This window comes from Patescibacteria group bacterium, from assembly GCA_041653535.1.
GTDB lineage: Bacteria > Patescibacteriota > Patescibacteriia > JACRDY01 > JACRDY01 > JBAZFH01.
Map to the genome: position 1 here is coordinate 1 of JBAZFH010000002.1, position 23,381 is coordinate 23,381.

Annotated in this window: 35 protein-coding genes; all 35 read right to left on the bottom strand. The window is 40.0% G+C overall.

What is annotated here, in order from left to right; all coding sequences use genetic code 11:
* Window positions 1–178: 178 nt before the first annotated feature.
* The 35 genes from WC310_01770 to WC310_01940 all read right to left on the bottom strand — a co-directional run bounded on the left by WC310_01770 (window position 179) and on the right by WC310_01940 (window position 23,380).
* Window positions 179–553, bottom strand: coding sequence for a hypothetical protein (locus WC310_01770; GenBank protein ID MFA5358533.1), 375 nt, complete (start codon window positions 551–553; stop codon window positions 179–181).
* A 148-nt stretch (window positions 554–701) separates the two neighbouring features.
* Window positions 702–1,139 carry a pilin gene (locus WC310_01775; GenBank protein MFA5358534.1) on the bottom strand — a complete coding sequence of 146 codons (438 nt, stop codon included), beginning with the start codon at window positions 1,137–1,139 and terminating at the stop codon, window positions 702–704.
* Window positions 1,140–1,173: 34 nt separating this feature from the next.
* Window positions 1,174–1,743 carry a pilin gene (locus tag WC310_01780; protein MFA5358535.1) on the bottom strand — a complete coding sequence of 190 codons (570 nt, stop codon included), beginning with the start codon at window positions 1,741–1,743 and terminating at the stop codon, window positions 1,174–1,176.
* A gap of 10 nt (window positions 1,744–1,753) precedes the next feature.
* A complete protein-coding gene (locus tag WC310_01785; protein ID MFA5358536.1) occupies window positions 1,754–3,154 on the bottom strand; it encodes an extracellular solute-binding protein in 1,401 nt (466 codons plus the stop codon).
* Window positions 3,155–3,227: 73 nt separating this feature from the next.
* Window positions 3,228–4,094 carry a UTP--glucose-1-phosphate uridylyltransferase gene (locus WC310_01790; GenBank protein MFA5358537.1) on the bottom strand — a complete coding sequence of 289 codons (867 nt, stop codon included), beginning with the start codon at window positions 4,092–4,094 and terminating at the stop codon, window positions 3,228–3,230.
* A gap of 40 nt (window positions 4,095–4,134) precedes the next feature.
* Window positions 4,135–4,899, bottom strand: coding sequence for a DNA alkylation repair protein (locus WC310_01795; protein ID MFA5358538.1), 765 nt, complete (start codon window positions 4,897–4,899; stop codon window positions 4,135–4,137).
* A 19-nt stretch (window positions 4,900–4,918) separates the two neighbouring features.
* Window positions 4,919–5,221, bottom strand: a complete 303-nt coding sequence (locus tag WC310_01800; GenBank protein MFA5358539.1) for a hypothetical protein — start codon at window positions 5,219–5,221, stop codon at window positions 4,919–4,921.
* A 48-nt stretch (window positions 5,222–5,269) separates the two neighbouring features.
* Complete coding sequence (locus WC310_01805; GenBank protein ID MFA5358540.1) at window positions 5,270–5,608, bottom strand: hypothetical protein; 339 nt, start codon at window positions 5,606–5,608, stop codon at window positions 5,270–5,272.
* An 85-nt stretch (window positions 5,609–5,693) separates the two neighbouring features.
* Entirely contained in the window at window positions 5,694–6,176 is a 483-nt protein-coding gene (locus WC310_01810) for a flavodoxin (protein MFA5358541.1), read from the bottom strand.
* A gap of 209 nt (window positions 6,177–6,385) precedes the next feature.
* A complete protein-coding gene (locus WC310_01815) occupies window positions 6,386–6,988 on the bottom strand; it encodes a DedA family protein (protein MFA5358542.1) in 603 nt (200 codons plus the stop codon).
* Between the two features lie 28 nt (window positions 6,989–7,016).
* Entirely contained in the window at window positions 7,017–7,820 is an 804-nt protein-coding gene (locus WC310_01820) for a transporter substrate-binding domain-containing protein (protein ID MFA5358543.1), read from the bottom strand.
* Between the two features lie 11 nt (window positions 7,821–7,831).
* The gene (locus WC310_01825; GenBank protein ID MFA5358544.1) at window positions 7,832–8,503 is read right to left on the bottom strand and encodes a hypothetical protein; all 672 of its coding nucleotides are present in this window, start codon (window positions 8,501–8,503) and stop codon (window positions 7,832–7,834) included.
* A 20-nt stretch (window positions 8,504–8,523) separates the two neighbouring features.
* Window positions 8,524–8,745 (bottom strand): DUF2769 domain-containing protein, encoded by a 222-nt coding sequence (locus WC310_01830; GenBank protein MFA5358545.1) that lies wholly within the window; start codon window positions 8,743–8,745, stop codon window positions 8,524–8,526.
* Window positions 8,746–8,889: 144 nt separating this feature from the next.
* On the bottom strand, window positions 8,890–9,243 hold the full coding sequence (locus WC310_01835) for a hypothetical protein (GenBank protein MFA5358546.1): 354 nt from the start codon (window positions 9,241–9,243) through the stop codon (window positions 8,890–8,892).
* Between the two features lie 135 nt (window positions 9,244–9,378).
* Window positions 9,379–10,122 (bottom strand): cache domain-containing protein, encoded by a 744-nt coding sequence (locus WC310_01840; GenBank protein ID MFA5358547.1) that lies wholly within the window; start codon window positions 10,120–10,122, stop codon window positions 9,379–9,381.
* A gap of 81 nt (window positions 10,123–10,203) precedes the next feature.
* A complete protein-coding gene (locus WC310_01845; GenBank protein MFA5358548.1) occupies window positions 10,204–10,779 on the bottom strand; it encodes an NUDIX domain-containing protein in 576 nt (191 codons plus the stop codon).
* The gene (locus WC310_01850; protein ID MFA5358549.1) at window positions 10,755–11,465 is read right to left on the bottom strand and encodes a ribonuclease H-like domain-containing protein; all 711 of its coding nucleotides are present in this window, start codon (window positions 11,463–11,465) and stop codon (window positions 10,755–10,757) included. The genes WC310_01845 and WC310_01850 overlap by 25 nt, the downstream gene beginning before the upstream one ends.
* A 15-nt stretch (window positions 11,466–11,480) precedes the next feature.
* Window positions 11,481–12,035 (bottom strand): M48 family metallopeptidase, encoded by a 555-nt coding sequence (locus WC310_01855; protein ID MFA5358550.1) that lies wholly within the window; start codon window positions 12,033–12,035, stop codon window positions 11,481–11,483.
* A 33-nt stretch (window positions 12,036–12,068) separates the two neighbouring features.
* Window positions 12,069–12,362, bottom strand: a complete 294-nt coding sequence (locus tag WC310_01860; GenBank protein MFA5358551.1) for a helix-turn-helix transcriptional regulator — start codon at window positions 12,360–12,362, stop codon at window positions 12,069–12,071.
* The gene (locus WC310_01865) at window positions 12,359–12,733 is read right to left on the bottom strand and encodes a type II toxin-antitoxin system RelE/ParE family toxin (protein ID MFA5358552.1); all 375 of its coding nucleotides are present in this window, start codon (window positions 12,731–12,733) and stop codon (window positions 12,359–12,361) included. Before WC310_01865 ends, WC310_01860 begins: the two co-directional genes overlap by 4 nt.
* 138 nt (window positions 12,734–12,871) lie before the next feature.
* Window positions 12,872–13,312: a hypothetical protein gene (locus WC310_01870; GenBank protein MFA5358553.1), complete on the bottom strand. Its 441-nt coding sequence runs from the start codon at window positions 13,310–13,312 to the stop codon at window positions 12,872–12,874.
* A 19-nt stretch (window positions 13,313–13,331) separates the two neighbouring features.
* Window positions 13,332–13,748 carry an EamA family transporter gene (locus tag WC310_01875; protein ID MFA5358554.1) on the bottom strand — a complete coding sequence of 139 codons (417 nt, stop codon included), beginning with the start codon at window positions 13,746–13,748 and terminating at the stop codon, window positions 13,332–13,334.
* Window positions 13,749–13,986: 238 nt separating this feature from the next.
* The gene (locus tag WC310_01880) at window positions 13,987–14,358 is read right to left on the bottom strand and encodes a hypothetical protein (GenBank protein ID MFA5358555.1); all 372 of its coding nucleotides are present in this window, start codon (window positions 14,356–14,358) and stop codon (window positions 13,987–13,989) included.
* A gap of 43 nt (window positions 14,359–14,401) precedes the next feature.
* Entirely contained in the window at window positions 14,402–15,190 is a 789-nt protein-coding gene (locus WC310_01885; GenBank protein MFA5358556.1) for an alpha/beta fold hydrolase, read from the bottom strand.
* Between the two features lie 5 nt (window positions 15,191–15,195).
* Window positions 15,196–15,663, bottom strand: coding sequence for an NUDIX domain-containing protein (locus tag WC310_01890; GenBank protein MFA5358557.1), 468 nt, complete (start codon window positions 15,661–15,663; stop codon window positions 15,196–15,198).
* Window position 15,664: 1 nt separating this feature from the next.
* Complete coding sequence (locus tag WC310_01895; protein MFA5358558.1) at window positions 15,665–16,129, bottom strand: DUF5680 domain-containing protein; 465 nt, start codon at window positions 16,127–16,129, stop codon at window positions 15,665–15,667.
* Window positions 16,130–16,133: 4 nt separating this feature from the next.
* A complete protein-coding gene (locus WC310_01900) occupies window positions 16,134–16,439 on the bottom strand; it encodes a hypothetical protein (protein ID MFA5358559.1) in 306 nt (101 codons plus the stop codon).
* 16 nt (window positions 16,440–16,455) lie between these two features.
* On the bottom strand, window positions 16,456–17,724 hold the full coding sequence (locus WC310_01905; GenBank protein ID MFA5358560.1) for a 4Fe-4S binding protein: 1,269 nt from the start codon (window positions 17,722–17,724) through the stop codon (window positions 16,456–16,458).
* 48 nt (window positions 17,725–17,772) lie between these two features.
* Window positions 17,773–17,991 carry a hypothetical protein gene (locus WC310_01910; GenBank protein MFA5358561.1) on the bottom strand — a complete coding sequence of 73 codons (219 nt, stop codon included), beginning with the start codon at window positions 17,989–17,991 and terminating at the stop codon, window positions 17,773–17,775.
* A 1-nt stretch (window position 17,992) separates the two neighbouring features.
* Window positions 17,993–18,412 (bottom strand): hypothetical protein, encoded by a 420-nt coding sequence (locus tag WC310_01915; GenBank protein ID MFA5358562.1) that lies wholly within the window; start codon window positions 18,410–18,412, stop codon window positions 17,993–17,995.
* Window positions 18,413–18,599: 187 nt separating this feature from the next.
* Window positions 18,600–19,391: a patatin-like phospholipase family protein gene (locus WC310_01920; protein MFA5358563.1), complete on the bottom strand. Its 792-nt coding sequence runs from the start codon at window positions 19,389–19,391 to the stop codon at window positions 18,600–18,602.
* Between the two features lie 124 nt (window positions 19,392–19,515).
* On the bottom strand, window positions 19,516–19,917 hold the full coding sequence (locus WC310_01925; protein MFA5358564.1) for a hypothetical protein: 402 nt from the start codon (window positions 19,915–19,917) through the stop codon (window positions 19,516–19,518).
* Between the two features lie 172 nt (window positions 19,918–20,089).
* Window positions 20,090–20,854, bottom strand: coding sequence for a cupin domain-containing protein (locus tag WC310_01930; GenBank protein MFA5358565.1), 765 nt, complete (start codon window positions 20,852–20,854; stop codon window positions 20,090–20,092).
* A gap of 108 nt (window positions 20,855–20,962) precedes the next feature.
* Window positions 20,963–21,703 (bottom strand): hypothetical protein, encoded by a 741-nt coding sequence (locus WC310_01935; GenBank protein ID MFA5358566.1) that lies wholly within the window; start codon window positions 21,701–21,703, stop codon window positions 20,963–20,965.
* A 312-nt stretch (window positions 21,704–22,015) separates the two neighbouring features.
* Window positions 22,016–23,380 (bottom strand): hypothetical protein, encoded by a 1,365-nt coding sequence (locus tag WC310_01940; protein MFA5358567.1) that lies wholly within the window; start codon window positions 23,378–23,380, stop codon window positions 22,016–22,018.
* Window position 23,381 lies beyond the last annotated feature (1 nt).

A 23,381-nucleotide genomic window follows, 5' to 3' on the forward strand; every position in this document is an offset into this window, starting at 1 on the left:
GTTAAACCGGTAGCAGCGCCGTAACTTAGACCCAGGTCTTCCGCCTCAAGAGCAAAAGCAAATTGGGGAATAATGACCAAGCCAAGCATCAGGACTAGGCTAGCGATTTTAAATACGTTTTTTTTCATAAGAATTTTGGTTAGCCTTAATTCTTAATTTATTTAAAGTTAAATTAAAATTATGCTGTAGCGTTTACTAATGAATTGATAACAAAAGCGGCGATGGCGTAAGCGGTGATGATAATAACCAAACCGATAACACCGGCGGCAATCAACTTCTTGGACTCGGAAACCTTATCTTCGTTACCCAGAGCGGTCATCCATTTGAAACCGCCAACCAAGATAATGGCAACGGCGAGAATACCCAGAAGTCCCAAAGCGACGTTGATAATGTTGGCAACAGTGGTACGAATATCTGTGCTGGTTAAACCGGTAGCAGCGCCGTAACTTAGACCCAGGTCTTCCGCCTCAAGAGCAAAAGCAAATTGGGGAATAATGACCAAGCCAAGCATCAGGACTAGGCTAGCGATTTTAAATACGTTTTTTTTCAGCATAACTTTTTATCACTTAAAAGTTTATTTAAATTTAGTTATTTCTAACAGTATTGTCGCCGAGTTCTTTTTATATTATAAAACTTTTTTTCACTAATAGTCAAGTAAATTAACCACAAACAGCCAATTATCTGGTAATTATTAACAAGGTCTACTGACCAGTAGAAGTTACAATGGTCTGCATGACAAAACTTACCAAAACATAGGCTAAAAAGACTATAACTAACCCAAGGATCGACCAAACCAAAGTGCCTTTTGCTTTTTTTATCTTTTCTTCATTACCTTGCGCAAAAAGCATCTGGAAAGCGCCGTAAACAAACATGATAAACGCTGCTGCTCCCACCACGCCGATAATAGACTTTGCCACTGTCGCAATAATACTGTTAATACCCAGATCTTCCATATCCGCTCCCTCGGCGCGAGGAAATTCATCAGAATTTGATAATGACTCAAATTTTTGCGGAGCGAAACCACCGTTAGGATCGTCCGTAATATCATTAATCGCGGCAAAGGCGGGAATCAGACCAAAAAATAAAACAAAAACCAACAAAAAACTAAATAGTACGATTAGCTGTCCTCTTTTGTTCATAATTGATTATTGATCTTATTATTATCAAATATCATTACTGGTTATCTGTTGACACCTCGCTACGAGTGCTTACATTTCGGCATGGATTATCCCATTCGTATTGACCAAATATTAAATAATTCCACTCTTGGCTGCCTCCGTCTTCTGTTTGCGTGGGAGTAATCGCCAAAACAACAACAACATGGATGATTTGCCAAGCAAAAACGATAATTACTATACCAATAAGAGCATTGGCTAAAATACCGCGGGCTTTTTTTATTCTTTCCGGATTACCGGCAGCAATAATAAAGCTGATACCGCCATAAATAAAAACGACGAAAGCAACCGCGCCAAAGCTGCCAAAAATTATTTTGGCTATTTTGTTGGCTAAAGATAAAAAATCACAAATGTCACAATTACCACAAACTACGCATTGCTTGCGCACTCCGGACATAATGCCGTCAGGAATGGGTTGGGCATAAGACGGATCGTTGCAGGCTTCCTGCGGTTTGGCTATTTCTGTTTGTTCTTCGCTATTGTCTTGCGCTAAAACCACCGGAACTATTAAAAATACAAAAACAAAAATCAATAATCCGATAAAAATTCTTTTTTTGCTTTTTGACATAAAATAAAATTTACATTGTCTGCTGAACGCGACCGATAGCGCGACCAAGCGCTTCGGCAGGAGAAGCCTGGGCTTGCACCACTGAATCAATCATTTCCTTAAAAATATTCTCCGCCAACCCTAAGTCGTTTCCATGATACCAATTTTTGGCAGTGAGCAGTTGATTGACAAAAGGCAACAGCTTTTCTTTTTCCACCTGATAATTAATCAAACTACGCAATGCGGTCGGTAATTCCGTTTTGTCCAAATAAGTCTTTGCTTGCTTGTCATTAGCCGCGGCAAACTGCAAAAAATCCCAAGCCCAATCCGTGTTGCTCGACTTTTTAGCCACCGTTTCCACCCAATAATTAGCGTAATTAACCGCTTGGTTTCCTTCAATTTGAGGCATGGCACTATAACCAAAGCTCAGCTTCGGCGCGCGATTTAAAATATCTTTCAAATGATAAGAATATCCAAAGAAAAATGCCACTTTTCCGCTGATAAAAGCGTCAAGCGAATTGGGCATTTGATCATTCCAAGTATACACTTCTTTAGCTGGATAAGCAAAATCAGTATAAAAAGTTAAGGCCTCTACGCCCGGAACTACGCTGCGGTCGCTCATCCCGGCAGGTAGTTTGTTAAAAGTAACCGTACTTCCTTCTGTCATCCTGGTTCCGTTTTGCATCATCAGTAGCGAAAGTAGGTCAAAACTCCTCGCTACGTTGCTAGAAGTACCGATAGCACCGCCGGAATAAACAAAATTTCCTTGTTTATCCTGCTTGGTTATTTTTTTCACATCATCTTGAAATTCCAACCAGGTACTTGGGGGCTGGGGAATGCCGGCGCTATTTAATAAATCTTTATTATAAAACAAAACCATCGTATCAACGCTCATCGGCAGACCATAAATCTCGGCTGTTTTATCGGACAACATCACTACGTCGTTATATACCACATCAATAAATTTTTCTCGAAGCTGCGCCGCGGTTATCATCTTGGTAGAACGCATCTCCACCGTAGTTTCTTTTTTCAAACCACCTAAATATGATTTTGTCACTGGATATGGCAAGGAAACACTGGCAGGCATTGGACTGATTTTACTGACATATTTTCCTACCCAACCGTTACTAATGGAAAAAATATCCGGCCCACGATCTTCAGCAAAAGCTTCAAGCAAAGCTTTTTCATATTCTTCATAGCGAAACCGTTTATACTCGATACTAATATTAGGATGTATGGCTTTGTAAGCGTTAATGATATCGCCAAAATCGTCTTCGCTATCCCAAACTCGCCAAAATTTAAGCGTTATCGGTTTATTGGCAGTCGCGGTATCAGATGATCCTCCCTGACAGCCTAAACCGGCGGTAATAAAAAATACAAAAAGAAAAAACAAAATCATCAATTTTGCTTTCTTGTTTTTATTTTTGAACATATTTTGGTTTTATGGCTATCAGTTTTTTAGCTCGCCTGCGACGCTTGGCGCGGCAACACGATCTAACTGCTAGCTAATATTTTAATCCTTTTAAATATTTTCTAAGATCCTTGGCTATATCCGGTCGCTGCAAACCAAGAGCAATATTGGTCTTTAGTAAGCCCAGTTTTGATCCAGCATCATAATAATCGCCATCTACCAAACGAGCGTATATTGGTCGTTTTTTGGAAAGCGTGAATAAAGCATCTACCAACCAGAGTTCGTCCCCCCGACCAATTTTAGTTTTTCGCAATATCGGAAAAATGTCAGGAGTAAGAATATAGCCGCCTACTGCCGCCCACAAAGACGGCGCTTTTTCCGGACCTGGTTTTTCCAGTATCGAATTAACCCGCAAAATATTTTCATCTATCTTTACACCATCAATTATACCATACTTTCCAGTGCCCTCTTTATTGGTTTTAATAGCAGTTAGCACCGGATCACCATATTTTTCATACACTTCAATCAATTGTTTGAGTCTCGGTTTTTTGCCGATCAAAATATCGTCCGCCCATAACACGGCAAAGGGCTCATCGCCTATCAAATATTCGCAGTTCAAAATCGGCGTACCGTTGCCATAGGGACCTTTTTGTCTGACATAAACAAAATGTGCCATGTCGGCGATTTTTTTTATTTCTTGACGCTCTTTTTCCTTGCCCTGTTTTTGTAGCTGATTCTGCAGCTCATAATTGTAATCAAAATGATCTTCTATCGCCCGCTTGTTCGCGCCGGTAACAATAATCACTTCTTCAATACCGGCAGCCACCGCTTCTTCCACCACATACTGAATAACCGGCTTGTCGATAATCGGCAGCATTTCTTTTGGCTGAGCTTTGGTCGCCGGCAGCAGTCGCGTGCCAGATCCAGCAGCGGGAATAATCACTTTACGAATTTTCGGCATAAATTTTTTTTATTATAACAAAAAAAGATAAATAACACGATTATACTTTTAATAATTTTTGATATTCCAACGGCAATTTTCTGCCGCCTTCACGAAAACTAAGGGAAGACATTTTATGACGATTAGTTTTTAAAAAATTATATATCTCTTCCGGCCACCGCTCCGACATTTCGCGAAGCACCCAGCCGATGGTTTTACGGATAAACCAACGACCCATTTTCTCCGGATGATTGCCAGCCCAAGAATCAAAGTTTTGCCACGACTCATCCATCATTTTAACAGCTAGCCGATAAAATAACTGCCGATCCCCCTGTTTTTTACGGAAAAGAAACAACTGCGAAAGTAAAGCCGCGCGACGAATCCAAAAATTTTTATCAATACTCCATTTTTTTAAATAGCTAAAAGCCCTTTGGTCTTTTTCTAAAATTGGACCAACTAAATGCACTGCTATTTCATCAATCTGATCCCAATTAATTGCTTGACGCAACAGTCTTTCTATTGCCGGCAGATCGGAATAATCAAGTTTTTTCAGGTAACCACGTAAAAGATTAACGGCCGTGCTGCGTAACTCATGGTAACCAGACTCCCATAAAACCCGAACTAAAAGCCAAAGGTCTTTTTTGTCCAACTCTTTGTTTTTTTGGATAAATTGCTTTATTATTTTTTTGACATCATCACCTTTGACTCCGTAAAACTTAAAAATACTGCGACAGTAGTTTTTATCCCAGGCGGCTCTTTTTTTGTTGCCCACCCGTTCATACCGTCGCTTTAGATATTCGACTTCTTTCTTAACGTTAATCGCCATTTTCGCTTATCACTAAAAACTAATTCATTTTTTCTGGTCTTTTTCCTCCACGGTTAAAAAAAGTAAAAGCGTCTCCGAGAAGTCTACTCAAATTAGCAATTTCCACTCTGGCTCTTCTTAAAATCTCCGCTTCTTCCGTGGTTATTTCGGCAGCTCCCGCTTCAGTCACTCGCTGCTTGATTGTCGCCAGTAATTCTTCCTGCCGACGGTTATTTTCTTCGAGATCGTGTACAAGTTGCGTCCACCAAATATCAGGGGAAAAACCTAAATTTTCCCTTAGCCCTGTTTCACTTGGCTTTGAAGAAGGCGTCTCTTTTGTCATATGATTTACTAGTTATTAGTTAACCTGCCCACCTCCTGGCAAAATTTTTTATTTTATAACTTTAATATTTAATTCCTTGCGTATTTCTTCTGGTATAGGAATTGCTTTACCAGTAGGACTTTTGGCTGGATATCTCCAAACCGAAATTATCGTATTAGTCCCTTTTGCTTTATCGTGCTGGTACATTAGCCATATCTCCGAGGTGTGTTTAGGGGTTAATGGCTGCATCAAAGCTGTGGTTTTTGGCGCAACGCCATCTTCGACTCTCGCGGGATGATGAAAGGCGCGCAAAATCCGGGATGGGGAAAGTCGGTAATATTGCATCTTTTCTTTGGCGTGTACCGTCCAAAAAAACTTATTTTGCCCCTTTACTTCAACCGTTTTCATATATTGGTATATTATCTAATTTTGAGCAAAAAATAAAGCCCCACGATATCAAAATGTGGCGCTAAAATATTCGCTTCTAAAACACCTAAGAACTGCTAATTTCAGTCGCCCAGACAGAAGCTTTGGCAGTTGAACCTTGCGGGTCTTTTTTTTGCGGTTCAAAAAATTCTATTTCGCCCAAAATTTGGTTGCCGGCCAACTCCTTTCTCATGTTTTCAAAAGTTTTGCCTTTTTGCCCGCCATTACAACAAAACAGCGCTACCTTTTTTCCAGCAAATTTATTTTGAGCAAAAAATGTAGCTAATGGTGGAGCGTAGTTCCAAGCCCAAACCGGGGTACCCATAAAAAGCATTTCATAATCAGCCGGATTTTTTTCTAGCGGTAATATTTCTGGCTTGATTTTCATCACCACTTGACGACCACCCCAGAGATATTTGAAAGGACTTTTGCTATTTAGTTCTTTCTTCGGCTTTAGTTCCAAAATATCAGCGCCAACTGTACTGGCGATTGCCTCGGCGATCAGGCGAGTGCTGCCGTCGAGGGAATAATAAATGACTAGGGTTTTCATAAAAATGGTAGTTAGTAGTTGGTAGTTAGTAGTTGGGGAGTCAATTTTATTTTAACACCCTAAAACCAAATTAGCCATCGCGAAGCCTATCGGTTCGACACGCCCCCTGGGCACGTTATTGAGAACGGCGCGCTGTCAGTTTTTTTTCAATATTAAACAAAAAAAACGGGCTTTATCCCGTCTTTCCCCTACTTGCTACATCCTATTTACTACCTCCTTCTTAATTTTGTAACCCCCCAAATAATCAAAACCACCAAAACTATAACAATAATAATATCCAACACTTCACTAAACTTCCTGATTTCCTCCCAGCGCGAACCAAGATAATACCCAAGATATGCCAAAAACGAATTCCAAAGACTGGCACCAACAACAGTGTAAACACCAAATTTCCAAATATTCATTTTACCGATCCCTGCTGGCAGAGAAATCAAATGTCGCACTACCGGAATAAACCGACTGACAAAAACCGCTTTATCGCCATAATGAGCGAAAAACTTTTCTGTTGCATCAAGGTGATGTTCATTGAGTAGTAAATATTTACCAAAGCGCATTACCAGTGGGCGACCACCGTAATATCCAATATAGTAAGAAAGTAGTGACCCGATAATACTACCCAGTGTTGCAAAAAAAACAATCGGCAAAAAACTCATTTCCCCCGAAAACCAAAGAAATCCGGCAAATGGCATAACGGCTTCTGACGGTACCGGTATCACCATGCTTTCCAAGATCATTAAAAAAATCACGCCGCCATAACCGGCAGTAGCGATAATACTCGTAAATAAATCAAGTAAACTTTGGGTGATAGACATATTTGGTAACCAAAAATTCGACTTAGTGCTATTTCATTATCTGTTCTTTGTACAACTCTTTATTTTCCAAAATCATTTGATCGATTGTACCATCGGCTTTGTATTTTTTGATCAAGCTGTTTATCTCTGGTAAATATTTAGCCAATGGTGAAACTTTGGAAATAGTAACATAAAAATTTTCTTCTGCCACATACTTTGGTAAAATTTCTATTTTGTCCTGCAAACCGTTTTTGGCAATCATTCTCTCTGCCGAGTAGAGAGCATAAACAAAATAATCGGCTGATCCATCCTCCAGGGAATTTACTGCCTCGATAGCGCTATTAGCCCGAATTGTACTCAGCTTGGCAGCAGCAAAATCGTCAAACTCCTGACCGTAACTATCACCTACGGTCAGTACCCCCAGTTTACCGACCAAATCTTCCCACTGATTGTATTTGAGATCACTGCCTTTTTTGACCACCACGGCAATTGGATCGGTAGTATAAGGAATGGAATAGTCCATATAAGTTTCTCTTTCCGCTGTTTTATAGACAGCAACCAAAACATCAACTGACCCGACCTTGGCTTTTTGTTGAACCATATCCCATAGACCAGTGTATTTTGATTCTATTTTGACGCCCAAATCGGTAAAAATCTTAGTAACCAAATCAGGGCCAGCACCAACAATTCTTCCCTGCTGCTGCCACATAATCGGCGCCCACTCCGGGTGGCCGGAAGCAACGAAAATTTCTTGTCTTTCTGTTCGGGAAACACTGACATAATAATAAACGGCAAACAAAATGATAGCTAAAATCAAAAGTACTAAAATTAAATGCTTGGTAACCTGCTTCATATTTTTATTTTTTATTTTTTTCTATTTCTTATCTTCTTTACTGCCAAAATAACAACCACGATCAAAACAACCAGCACCACCAAAATAATACCAACCGCTTTTCCTATCTTACCGTTAAAAAATGCCAACGGCTTTTCACCAAAAAATTGCATTTTTAGCCTAGGCAAATTTACCAGAGTAGCTAAAGACTCTCCGATTGGAAAAGATTCTTTTTGTCCGACAACCAAAACGTACTTTCCTGCATTTTGCGGAGCAAAAACCTCTATGCGGTAAGATCCTTTTGGTAAAGAAACGGTTTGTTTTGGTCCCTGCCAGTAGTTATCGCCAGCGTATTCTTCATAATATTTGTTCCACTCATTTTCCAGTCCCATCAAAACATTGGTTATCTCGCCAGTGACTATGGTTATCAGATTAGCCGAAATATCTTTTTTAATCTCCGGAAGATCTGGAACCAACAGACTAAAATAAAAATCCATTGGCTCACTAATTGTTACTCGATAATAATCAGGCGCTCCTTTTAGCTCACCGTAAAAAGCCTGCGAAACATCTGGCTGAGTGATAATCACTGGATTTTCTGAAGTAATCCGTTGCGGATAGACCAATCGCGGCTGGTGAGCGTCAACTGCAACAATAAAACCAAACATAATAACAACTGACAAAACCAAAATGTGGATTTTTTTCATACCCAATTATTAATCAATAATTACTTTATCTCATCGATACAAAAATACCCGCCACTTAAATCGTTTTCCGCATAAACCGGGCAACTGCCGCAGATACAAGGCTTGGAAGCGTCTAGATCACAAGTTGATTTTCCGACAGCACAATACAGCATTTCTTTTTTCTCTTCGGTACACTGATTATAAAGCGGGCAGTCGCCACAAATACATTTAGCTCGATTTTCCGGAGTATTTACTGGTTTCATAAGTTTGTTTTATTAAATATTTTAAACGCTTTAATAATACCAAATAAACAAAAAACCTGCTACGTAAAAATGCGGCAACACAAAGCCATTATCTTTTTACTTAATAAAAAGAGCCAAAAAAATTGCAAAACTCACAGACTATTTCTAACCAATTTTACGAAATCGAACAGAAAAAATCGGTTCGTACTCATTTTCATAATCATCAGTCACTTTTATTGTTTCGCCGCGGACCAACTGGTTAAGCGCCATATCGCTCAGCATTTCTTTGTCAGTCTTAATATCCAGCTCCATTAAAGACAGCTTTTCCAAATCACCGCGCAATTCGGATTTAACATCCTGCTCTATCTTTTTCTTACGCTCTCGCAATTCTTTTATTTTATCCAATAACTCTTGATAAGTTTTGGAATTAGCGAGCTCCTGCCGATAAACCGATTTTATTTCGTTACGCTGTTTTTTGTTCTGTTCAAGTCGTTTAAACACTTCGTGAAGCTGAGGCATAATTAGTGATTAGTAATTAGTGGTTAATAATTAAGCGAGATTGTATCATAAAACAAAAAAACATAACAACACAATAAAAAATTACTACTGCTTCCCTTTGTTATTATGTCGCTACGTTATTATGTTACGTTGTAACTACCACCATCTCATCATCTTGCCGCTACAAAAACCACAGCTACTACCCGCACTCCAACCGTTTTTATAATTGCTAGTTACCACGTCTTCCAAATAATATCCCGTCCCTATTATCCAACCAAATGGTTTAAATTCCAAACTATAAGAACGTTTCGCCAGAGGAACGGTTCCACCGGGTTTGACAAAATAATAATCAGTAAAACCCCCGCCCGGTTTCTGACCGGATTTAATAATCTCACGAACATGAAAAACACCATTTACTTTTGCGTCTATACGATTAGTACCCTCAACGCTTAAATTAGTCGGCAAAACGATATTTATACCTTCTACCGTATCAGCAAAAAAATATCCCTGACCGTCTTTTCCGTAGCGTAAATTTCTTAAAATATCAGCCGCCAACTTTTTTGCTGTTTCTTCTTCCATTTCTTCCGCCATCACTTTGGCATAAATACCATCCAAAATGCTTACCGCGGTTTGTACTTGCGTTTTTATCAATTCGTCCTGATCAGCAACTTTGACTGCGGAAAATGTATAAACCATAGCTTGATTTTTCGTCTCTATTCTGACAAAGCAAAACATAACAAACGACACAAGAAAAAGAACCGTTGCTGCAGTTAACAACAAAGGCATCCAAAAGCTGCATTGATATTTCGCCTTTTTGGCAACCGAATAAAAAATTTCTGATCTTTTAGAAGCCAAGAGATTCTTTGTTGTTAAAGGTTTTTTTGTTTTGGTTTTAGGCATAAATTTAAAAATGTAAACTATAAAATGATGTTATTTGTTTTTATTTAATAAACATATTATACCCCAAAAAAATAAAAATAGCTAGCCTACACGGTCAAACCTTTGATGTAATAATTTAAAAAGCGGCACGTACTCAGCGTGTTTTACGAACCCCAAGTCACCGGCAGCTATAATTTTCTCCAATTCTCGCCAAGGAATAAATTTTACTTCCGACACTTCTTCTGACTGCAAAGTCATGTCTTTGGTCTCAACGTCCATGGTCGTTAAAAAAACGTCGTTGTATTCATTGTTAATAAAAGTGCCGTTATTTAAAACCGCTTGTACTGGCAAACGAAACAAAAACTCCATTTTTTTAGGGTCAACGTCTATGCCTAGCTCTTCCTCCGCTTCGCGAACGGCAGAAGTAATTATATCAGTACCAGCCGGCACATGACCGGCGCTACTAATATCCCAAAGATTGGGATGAGATTCTTTTTCCGGCGATCTTTTTTGAATTAACAATTCTTGTTTGGAGTTAATAATCCAAAGATGGGTTGAGGCATGCCAATCACCGTCGCGATGGACATCGTCGCGCGGCTTTATTCGACCGGTCGGATTACCGTCTTTGTCCAAAATATCAAAATATTCCATACTTAAAATTTTAAAAACGTTTTCCATTTTTTATACAATTCCCTGGTGGCATACAAATCACCTACGTTATAACGGGCAATATCAACAAACTTTTTGGCTTTAAAAAGTCCAGCCACGTCGTCGCCGGTTATTCCATCAGCTTTGGGACTTTTGATACCAAAAGCTCTGGTCCATAAATGCAAACTGCCTTTGCGCCTAACCGCGCCATAAAAGCTCAGCTCTTCATAAAGATCGACATGTTTAGCATTATCTTTTTGCAGATTGAGATAACGGTTGGACATCAAATTTTTACTAGGACGAACTTCATTAACCGCCGAACGGATCATCAAAAACGGCACGTCAAAACTCCGCCCGTTAAAAGTAACAAACTCATTGTACTCGGCTGCGCCACGCCAAAAATTTTCCAGCATTTCTTTTTCGCTTGAAGGGATAAATTTGATACCGTTTTCTTCAAAATTTTCTAACTTCTCTCCTGGCGCTTGGAAATAAACAGCGCCTTTGTCGCGCTCTAAATCTAGAACACCAATAGCGGTTATCTCTCCGGTCAACGGTGAAAAGCCAAGCTCGCTTTTTAGCCCATCGAGCATAACCCGATAGTCGCCTTCGTCGGAAGACTCCTTTTTGATCCAACGGGTCAGATTTTCTTGAGTAGTTTTGTCTAGTGAATCAAAATCTTCACCAATTGTTTCGATGTCGATAATAAGTGTAGACATAAAGTTATAAAAATATTAATAATGAGACCAAGTTTTTCTGAGCTCCCGTCGAGCTGCTTTGTAACCCGGTATTGCTTCGGCAACCAGCCGCCAAAACTTTGGCGAATGGTTTAACTGCTCTAAATGACACAGCTCGTGAACGACAATATAATCAAACAAATGTTCCGGTAAATATAATATTTTATAATTAAAGTTCAAATTGCCGCTACGACTACAGCTACCCCATCTGGTTTTGGTATTGCGAATCGCTACTCGAGTAAAAGTAAAATTATAATGAATGTTAAAGTAATCTAACTTTTTTGCTATCAGTTCACGGGCAATTTCTTTTTTCGCCAAATAATCACGTCTACTGTTTTGCACAACAGCCCTAGTTTTAACCAATGCCAATTTTTCCAAAATCCAATCAGCTTTTTGTCGAATAAAACTCTCGGCAACGTCTTCACCCATCCAGTGTGGCATAGTAGCGACCAGACCGTCACAACGAACCACCAGCCGTAAATGCCGCGAACGTGGATTTTTTTTGAGCGTATAGTTTATCTGCTTTGTTTGTAGCTCTATACTTCTTTGCATTAACAAATTATAGCACGTGATGATTAATACTTACTAACAAAACTCGATTTTAAGCTCCCGACCAAACGCTTTAGCGATCTTTTCTAAAGTTCCGGTAGTAAGGTTTTGCCGACCAGACTCTATTCTGGCCAAATTACTTTGAGTTGTACCAATTTTCTGAGCCAACTGTAGCTGTGACATTTTTTTATTTTTTCTCAGCTGCAAAATTTGGTAAGCGACTTTCAATTGCTTGCCATAATAATCATAATGTTTTTTAAAATCATTATTTTTGAGCTGTTCTTGACGGTATCCCTCAAAACTAAACGATATCGATTTTGTTTTATTCATATATTTTTTTTACTACTTAATACTTCGTCATAACGTTTAATCGCTATATTAATTTCTTTTCTTGGCGTCTTTTTTGTTCTTTTCAAAAAAGCATGTAATAGAACTAATTTTTTATCAACAAAGGCGAAGTAAAATATTCGATGACGATGTCGATCAAAATCAATCCGCAACTCCCTGATCTTACCAACGATGTGTCGAGAATATGGTTCATCTAGGTAGCCCTTATTTATTTTCAAAAAGTCTATATATTTAACAATTTTAGCTCTCTGATTTATTGGCAAACCGTTCAAATACTCTAAAACCGGACAATAGCCGTTAGATCGTGCCCTATAAAAAACCACTTCGAATTCCTTGTCATTATTATATATCATATATGATATATGTCAATATTGATCATAAATTAATAGTATCGTTTTTATTTAACCATAGAAAAGATAAAATTTTTCTAAACTTTTTGAGACATAAAAACCCCACGAAAATCAATCCGCGGGGCATGAGTTGAATTGCTGTTAAATGACCACAGTCGACCGCTTACGACATCTACTTTTATAGGTATCGTAGGCAAACAAAATAACCAAGGCCTTGACCACAACTATCAGTAGTGACCAAAACCTCATAGCGAAGAACCATCCGGCCATCTGCGGCCATCCCACCCAATTAAAAACAATAGAAAGACCATTGAAGATGACCGGCAGACTAAAGTATGTCAGTAGGACCGGAAAGGCATAATGGTACAGTCGCAGCCTGAACAGCCGCAGCCCGAAACGATTCTTTAATCCTTTAACCGAAAGACGCATTTCCAGAGTGACGATCAGCAAGAACAGGCATATCGGCCCAAGCATGACCGAATAACCAAAAACGTAACCGCCACCGCCGGTTATTACCGTGTAGATCAAACCAATTATCGCTCCGACGATTACATACAAAATGAGAACGACCAGACCAAACATCAGTAGTCCCTCCTTCCTTCTAGCTAAGCAGAAAAACCGCGACACAGGCTAGCGTCAGCCCGGCGATTTTTTTGAGAGTGATCGGATCACCAAACAGAACGACCGCGATAAGCATTGCGAAAACAGGCACCAGCGCTGCCGCTATCGGCACAAATTTGGACAGCTCAACACTGGGTGAGCTGATCATCTTGGTGTAGGCTAACATACCGATGCCGTTGACTAGACCGGCGACAAAAATGATCAAAGCTGCTTTGCTTTTCGGCAGACCGTCGCCGGCAAGATATTTACTCGTAATCATGCCAAAAGAAGCGGTGGTCGCCGTACCAAGAGACATCAATACCGCCAACCAGCCCGGGGATGCCGAAGCAAACCTGGCTAGCGACGGCCATAATGCAAAGAAAAAAGCCGTCACGACACAAAGGATCAGAGTATTCATTTATTTCCTCCGTTTTAATGGTTATTTTTTCAAAAATCGTTGATTGCCAACATTATCATATTAATTATTTTTTGTCAACATAAAAACAGGTTTAAAACCCGCTTTTCAATCACGAAAGTAAAAACTACTTCCGTGCTAGTACCGTATTTTTTCACGATTTTAAAATGAAAGATCTATGAGAGTGCGGCTATTCCAAATCTACAAAAAAACCGTCGATTAAGACGGTTTAACAATGTTTTTACTCATCACTTTTGTGGTCGGCAAGTTGTTCTTCGGTATAAATTCCAATAGCCCACAAAGATCCCTGGACAAAACCAAATTTCAACAACACCTGCTGAAAATCTGGCAATGCCTTTCCAACCATAACAGGACCAAACATCTCTCTTTTGATTTGCACGACCCTATCCGGTCGCAATATTTTTTTAGCTTGCCGTGCGGCTTTCAAACCGGCGACCGCTTGTTCCAACTCATCGATAATCGCGACCAAATCTTGCAATATTTTTAAATTCAAATTTTTTGCCTGTCCTAGCCTTGCTGTTCTTTCATCAATCTTTTTTTGCAACTCCAGATGATATTGTCGCGTGAGACGCGCGATTGTTTCAAGTTTCAACGTCAATCCTCCTTTTGGTTAAAAACCGTTTGTTGAAGACACTCTATCTCCATTTTTCCATTTTGTCCAGCCAGAAAAAAATTATTTTCTTTATTTCTGCAAAATGTTCAACCGTGCGAAAAGTGTGCTCAGCACCATCAATAACATGCATTTCCTTGATTCCGGGTAACGCCTGGAAAAATTTTTCCACTTGATAAACCGGCGTGCTGGTATCGTTTTGCCCGACAATAATCAAAACCGGCATGTTCAATTTGTTTGCCTGCGGAATCAGATCATATTGATCCCAGTCTGCCACCACCGACCAAGGACTTCGTCTGAACGCGCCTGGTTTAGAATTGCTAGGAACCTCAAGCCAACCGGTTTGACGCCATTTTTCCCATACCGCCGGGTTTCTTCTTATCATCGCCTCGTCTAAAAACTTCCCAGATATTACTGGAGAAAACGGCGCGATCGCCAAAACTTTCTCCGGATAATTCTCGGCATAATATGCTATACAAAAAGAACCCATACTGTGCCCAGCTAAAATAAATGGTTCTTGATACCAATCCCGTGTTTCTGACCAAGCGATCACGTCTTCTAAATCTTGATAATAACTGGTGAGACTACCGTCTTCCACCCTGCCTTCGCTTTCGCCCAAAGTATTTGCGGTGTCAAATAAAACAGTTGTATAATTTTTCTCAAAAAAAGATTCGCCGATAGCCTGAATCTGGTCCTGATCTTTAAATCCGCCAAAACCATGCATAACAAAAACTAGTCCTGCTTGATCTTTTGCCTGACGGACATTGACTACTATTTTTTGCCCCCGACGATTGATAAAAGAAAGTTTTTCCATATGTTTTAAAGATTACGACGGATGTCGGAAATTTTTATCTTGGCCTCTTTTGGCGTATTAGTAAAACCATTTTTAATGTCTTCGACCAACCAGTCACGAATCTCCAACGGATAAACCAACATCTGCGGCAAGTCGGTAATTTTGTGCCATTGCGGTTGATAAAAATTATCATCACTCAACCTTTGAGCCTCTATACTGTCTGACGACAATCTGGGATCGCCGGAAAGATAGGAACATAAATAAAAAAACTGCTCTTGTTTATTGTCATAAATATGGTGATAGAGGAGTTTTTCTATTTTAATATCCAAAGTCGTTTCTTCTTTAATTTCACGGATAGTGGCTTGTTCTACTGACTCGCCGTCTTCCACTCCGCCGCCGGGAAAAGTAAAATATTCTTTTCCATTTTTGCGGCGAAACATCAGCAACACTTCATCGCCTTTTATCGTTATAGCTACAGCGCGGTTTTGTAACATATTATTGATCAACCAGTCCTCCTAAATAATTCGCTTGATACGCCTCCTCGCCATCGAAGAATATCTTTTCTTGACCGGAAAATTTTGTTATATCGCCGATCCACTTATTTTCATAACGTAACATTGAGTCGACTAACTCGCTTGGACCGCGCAACGGCATTTCTGCCGGAAACGATTTCAACGCTTGGCGCAAAAAATCATAGACCATTTCTTTATCAACGAAACTTTTCACTTGTCCGTAATAAACCATAATAAAAACCGGTTTACCTTGATAAGAAACCACCTCTCGACCACCATACGGCTCGCCGCCAAAATAATTATCATTAAAACCCCAATCGCCATCAACAAAAACTATTGTCTTTGAACCGTCGGTTTCTTTGATGAAAGAGTTTTCCGCACCCGTGGCATAGCCAGCCAGATTAGCTTCTGCTAAAAAACTTTTTAATCGCACTAAGTCAACCGCCACAAAATTAATACCAAACTAAAATGACCAATAAAACCATGGTAATAACAAAAAGCCAAGCCAGGGTGTAACCGAGCAGCTGAATCGCCTGAACTTTCTTGTTATCCAAGTACATCATTATCGGACGACCAAAAACTAAAAAACCGGTAATCGCTGCGGATAAAACAAAAATGAGCAAAAAGGCTACTGGCGCTAAATAGTTTTTACCTGTGCCAAAAAGTCTCTCGCCGTTTTGCATAATGAGAGAAACGGCGGCAACATAAACGCCTACGCCCAAAGCGCTGGCTAACCCGGAAAAAATAAGTTTTTTCATAAAATTATTGTTATATTTAAACCTTTTTATCTCCTGCTTTTAGTTTAGCATAAACCGCGGTCAAATGAGAAACATATCGCGAACAAAGCTGCTGGTCGGCTAACCGCCGCTTGATCGGACTAAGTTCCAATATCACTTTTAGCATCCGGCGCAGCAACTCATATGTCCAGAGAGAATAATTATCAAAAATTAAATTTTGCAGCTTGCCGTTTTCTATCGCACCCAAAACAAATCTCTCAAAGCTGTTGTTTGGCACAAAACGCGTATCGGATCGGCGCACCATTTCCATCGCTTTAGTCGGACAAAATCTGGTACAAACACCGCAGCCGATACAGTGGGCAATATCTATTTCCGGTTTTTTGTGGTTTATTTTTATGGCTTCAACCGGACAACGTCTGGCGCACATACCGCAGCCGATACATTTGTCGCTACTAATCTGCGGAAAATAATTGCTATTGATCGCCGGTCGAGTACCGAGTTTTTTATAAGCCAGTATCGCCTCGCAACAACAACCGCAACAATTACAAATCCAGGCAACTTTATTTTTGATATTATCGCCAAGCTGCACTAAGCCCAATTTAACACATTTGTCCAAAATCGCTTTTGCCTCTTCTTTGGTGATTTTTTTAGCGACACCGTGTTTGGACAAACTTTCTGCGGCGGTATTAAATGTCAGACAAACATCTTGCGGCATTTGACACGCTTTACCCATGTGCTCCATTTTGTGCCGGCAATAACAAGTACCAACGGTGATACACGAAGCGGTGTTGATCACCTCTGTCGCTTTTTCGTAATCTAGTATTTCTGTTTTGGCTTTTTCTGATAAAGCGTCTTCTTGGACAAAAGTGCGGGCAATCGACGGATCTATAGCTAAAACTTCTTTAACAAAGCGATCTTCAATATTTATGTATTGATAATATAGTTCGGACAAAACTTTGCGGTCGAACCGACCATCAGTACGCATAATAGAAAATTCAAAAAACCCCGCCATCGTCGGGGCTAAAATATAATTTTGTTCTTTGCCATTTTGGATATCAAGAAAAAGTCCTTTGTCGGCCAACGTGTCCAAAATAGCCTTTGCCTCGACTTCTTTCTTTTTCCAAATCTTGGCCGCTTTTTTAGCAGTAAAAAGGTTGATCGGCAAAAACGAAACCAGCTCGGCTTCTTCCGGGGTAAACAAAATCTCCAGAATTTTAAAAAGCGTCTCTGAACTCGGCGCGCCTTGCGGCGAACGATCCAGCCGACGCTGTAAATCCAAATAATTTTTTGAAGTCTGATGACCCATAAACATTGACCACTATTTTCTAAGCATGAACAACTGCCTCAAAACCATCTATAGTTTTTCTATTTCCTTTAAATCTTTATCCGGTAAGTACAAAACGACAAGACCAATAATAACACCAACGATAGCCGTCCACACATGACTACCGCCAAAAAGCCATTTATCAAATCCGTCTAAAACATACCAAATTCCGCGCCAGATCAAAACCAAACTAACGGCAATGGAAATGTTTTTTGCCAAATAGCCTAGGGTTATTTTACGTTTAAACATATTATTTTATTGACTTATTTAGTCGCGCCAAAATCCAGCCTGCCAACAAACCATCTATCAGACCCATAATCGTCCAGGTTAAAATCATTACTAAGGGTAGATTAAAACTGGAAAAATTAATTAGAAAAGCCGGGATACCACCGACAAAAAAATAAATTAAACCAAAGTTCAGACCGTTATAAAAAACGCTTTTACCAAATAATTGCTTGGTCTTATCCCAAACAAAAGATAGACCGAAACCAAGTGCTATTGGGTAGAGAAAAAAAAGCATCATGATTGGGTCCTGCCAAGGACGAAAAACTGGATTCATGTAAGACTCTTTCAACCAAGGAAAGAGGGAGCTAAAAATCGGGTTCAGCGCCATATTAATAACTACCATGACCACGCCGGCGACTAACCCAGTCCAAAATACTTTTTTCATAGAAGTTTTTTTAATATTAAGCCAATATAGCTTATCTTAACTTATTAATTCATAAATTAAATCAGCTAGTTAAAACCCAATATTTTTTTGGCAATCAATACTAATAAAATATAACTTAATTATACTGATTTTACAAGGAAATCTCAATAAATAAAAGCAGAAACCTACTGGGATATTTTTTACCTGATCAAATCTTGGCTTTGATTTGAGAAATAATTTTTTCAGTTTCGAATTCACCAATTTCAACGATCTTTTCACCGGAGTCTTTAGTAAAATATTCACGCCAACTGGAATATCTACCAAGCGGCGGTTGAATAATAAAATCAGCATCATGCATCGAATATTCCGCCAAATAATGACGCATTATTTCCTGGGTCCTTTCCGCCACCAGAGTAAAGCCAATTTTTTGCGGAGCGACACCTAACGAGTTTTGAGAAAAATCCAGATTAACCGCAATAATCACTTGCGCACCCATACTTTTTAAATAATTATCGGGTACGGGGTTACTGACACCACCGTCTACCAAAACACGATTGCCAAAAATCACCGGTCGAAAAATGCCCGGCACTGCCATACTGGCACGAGCGGCAAATGCCAGATTACCTTCGCTAAACACCACTTGCTCGCCGCTAATCAAGTCGGTAGCGTTAATCCGGAGAGGAATCTGAACATCGGCAAAAGTTTTTTTATCAAGCCAACCATCAAGCATGGCTTCGATTTTTTCTCCTTTGACCAGACCGCCGCCTAATGTCGGTTCCAAAAAACTTAACAACTTTTCTTTTTTTCTGCCAACCGTAAATTCAGCGGTTTTTTCAATATCGCGATAAAGCGCAAAATGCGCCGCTACCCAAGCGCCAATACTGGCTCCAGAAAGATAGTCAATCGGAATATTGTGACGCAAAAGCGCTTTAATTACTCCGATATGCGCCAGTCCTCTTACTCCGCCGCTGCCAAGGGCTAATCCAACTTTTTTAAACATAAAAATAAAACATCTTCTGTACATACAACACTACGCCCGATTATACCTTTTGTAAACCCAAATAAAAAATCAGTACTATTGAAAATAATACCGACTTTTTATTGGTTAAGTTATAAAATAAAGCTTATCTCCAATTATTTTTCCATCCATTCGGTCCGGAGTCGTAATCGTTTTGTAGCTCGCTGCTGGCTTCTTTGTTTTTTGGTCTTTGCAGCTCTTCAGGAGTAGGATCTGCTTCGCCGCAATCAAGCGAATCGACTTTGACTAGCTCTGACTGCGGAACCTCGTCTCGATGATAAGCAAGATAATGAACGGCGAGAAAATTGGTCTGCTCTCCATTGGGTAACGTGTAATCACAGTTCGTGCTACGTGCTCCACACTTACAAATATGTATGCCGCGATAACCAAGACCTTCTTTGCCCTGCCGAAGAGCGGCAACCATTTTCCTGGTATACCTATCAATAACCGGCTCGGAGGAAGTTTTCGCAGAGGGCTCGATATAAAGAATTCCCATGTCTGTAATCATATTAAACAATACTTAATATTTAACATTTAAAAAAATATTATCATCATCAACTACTATTTTCTGCGCTTTGCTAATTTTCACATATCCAACATTATCACTAATTATCCACCTTGTAAATAAAAAAATCCCCGCATACACCACTAAGGGCGAACGGGGATGCTGATAGCCGTGCCTAGCGACGGCTATAATGAACGTCTTCCATCTGAAAAGCCGGGGAGCATACACATACTACGACAAGGTCTTCCGGAGATTCGTTGACGAAGCCATGTTCCGTTCCGGGATTGACACGCAACCAATCACCGGACTGAATCGGCACAAGAGTTCGATTGATATTGACGAATCCTTTGCCCTCAACCACGTATGCGAACTCAGTGGTCCGCTTATGATAATGAGGTTTCTTGCGCCGCATCAGATCACTGGTAACCCAGCCTAGTGCCACACTCAAACCAAGATGGGAAAAATCATATGAGATAATTTTTGCACCGTCAAAGCAATCTTGCGGCTCAGACAAAAACAACTGGGCGGGGGATTTTTGAACAAACGATTCGTCTTTAATTATCTCGACGTCAGCGGGGTTAAACGGGGGCAGGGCAAATACCAGATGTTCCAAATATCCACCGCCAATATTTTTGAGCATATGCGGAACACCGGGCAGAATGTCAAAAGCGCTACCAGCGACTACCCGACGACAAACATCGTCCGGTTTCGAAACATCAAACAAAGCTTCTCCGTGACCCTTGGTGATAACATAAATCTCCGTCATCTCTCGATGTTTATGCAAAAGAGATTCAGCCATCGGATTCATAATCACGTGTGCCATTGACCATGTCGGCTGTTTTTCCACTTCACGCAGTACTTGTCCGCAAACATTCGCGGCGACCGGCAGTTTTCGCACCTTTACCAAAATCAACGAATCCTTAGGTTTCCGTCGTATCATAAAAAGCTCCTTTTTTGTTTTTTACGTACCACTAACTAATTATTCACTGATGTCACGACAAACACTAAAATTTTAAACAAAAATCACAAATATATTCGGCAACCGATATCACGCTTTTTTTATCTCAATTTTTAACCTTTTTGCCAGCTTACTGCGGTGATGCCGGTAAAAATATTCCAGGCGACTAGCTGCTTTATGCGCTTTAGCATAAATCTCGGTATAGTTTTTATTCACCCGCAACGTGCCGTTTCTAATGTCAAAACAGTGCCCGGCAGACATTATTCTTCTCTCATAAAGTTCGTGTAGCAAAACAAATTCTCTTTCGGCGGGATACAAACCATCATCAAGCCAAATTTCTTTATCGGGAATAAAAGAATAAACCCTGTCATGACCACCTTCGGTAAAATCAATATAGTAAAAATCACGAACCAATTCCCCTCGTACCACCCAGACATTAACCTTCTTACTATACTCTTTTAATAATTCCTTATGAACACTGGCGACTAATTCTTTTTTATTCTTTCTAAATTTTTCTAATTTTTTAAACAATTTAGATTTTTTTCTTTCTAACAATTCAGCTTTACCCGCCGCATCCATAGCCACGCATCGGCTCTTGCCTTCCACCATCAGCCGGTACTCCGTCAACATTCGGTAAATATAAAAACGCACTTCGCTTTGTTGCTGCTCCCGGTCGATCCAAAATTCATCCAACGGAATACTTTTGCAGGTATAATGATGACCGAAATTGGTAAATTCTTTATCGAGGTTGGTTCGGATATATTGACCGTCTACTAACCAGATACTTATAACACCTCTGTCGTCAATCTTTTTTAAATACGGCTTTTTCATGTGGTTTAACTCTTTCGTCTAATTACGCCCGTTTTTTAAAAAAATAAATTCCTATCTATGCGTAGCACATTTATTCGTAAAAACTCCACACTAAGCAGGATGTAAATGGGGACGATGTCCCGAAGTTTGAACCGAGAACACGGCTAAGTTTCGCGTTTATTGATAAAAGTATACAGCAATTAAGGGCTTATTACAAAATTCATCCGGAATGGTTTGAGACACCGAAGCCAAAATCAGTTAAGGGTAAAAATGAGGTGGATTATTCGGTTTGATTATTAGCAAACACTCCTATTAAACTTCACCCCACCACAGTTACTTATTGTGGGATTGCTTTTTGTGGGAGTAAATAAACCAAATCACGGCTATTACAGCTACTAGAACATAAAACCATAGAAATAAATGGGAAGTTGATAGACTCATTGATATTGTTTCGGGAATGCCGACAGCTGCGAAAATGGCAAAGTGAGTAAGATGATTTACGTAGAAAGTCGCGCTGACATCATCAAAGATTGCGTCGGAAACAAGTTTCCATTCGTTTGAATCATCATCGAGGTAATATACACCCAAGTCATTGCGATCACGCAAATTTTCAGGAATCACAAGCGTAATTTTGATCGGTTTATCAAATTGATGAACCACCTGACCTTGTTTATTGACTGCTGTGATATCAAAAACAGTTCCCAAGAGAGTTGTTTGGTCGTTTTGTAGAGAAGCGACAGTATCGGCTGTTGCCAGCCTAACTGAAACCGTAAGGATATCAGCTGATACTTCTTTTGGCAGCTCGATAATCACCGCCTGTCTTTTTGATTCTTGAGCCATTTCCGGCGTAGTAAAATCCCAGACCAGAAGTCCGCTTTGCTGAGGTTCTACAGCGAGCGGTGCGTTAAAACTTTCCTGATGATTTTCTTCGGGTCTGTCTGTTGGTAATTGTTTCTGTAAGCCCTTAAAAAATTGAGTAATATTTTCACTTGTAGGTTGACTATTTTCAGAGGTCGATTTGGGAAGGCTGCCATCGATTTGCATCTCTTTGTTTATGGACGGCTCAGTACTCGGCTCATTATTCGGATTTATTGGATTTTCCGATATAGGCTCAGTCGGAGAACTTGGCTCTATAGGGGTTGTCGGAGCAGAAGGACTTCCCCCACTTCCACCTCCGCCGCCAGTTGCCACGCATGATCCGCCCGATACTATATATCCGCTATTGCAGGTAGCCGGACCGCAGGTTGGGTAGGCATTATAGGTAGCGGCATTGGAAACTACCGGACAAGCCGGCCGCCAGTCAGTCCGCACATCGCAATAAGTCGGGCAGTCAAAAGTCATGGTGCCTATAAGATCGCCCGTGGCAGTTCCAGAGAATTTACCGTTTGAGGTGTTTATAGAAACGCTGCCAAAATTAATCCAGCCTAACTGATCGCCCCAGGCATAACCAGACAAATCACCATTATCATTTAAAACCCCGCCATTTGGCGGATCAAATCGTATCCAACCGAAATTTTTAGACCAGGCATAGCCGGTAAGTGCGCTGTCTGAAATAGTTACACTTTCAAAATTGATGTAGCCGGTGTTATTGCTCCAAGCGTATTTGTAATCACCAGTGATGTTAGCGGTCAACAAAAAAGAAACCGGCAGAAAAATGCCGACAATAATTAATAAAAATGTCGGAATTTTTGTTGCCATA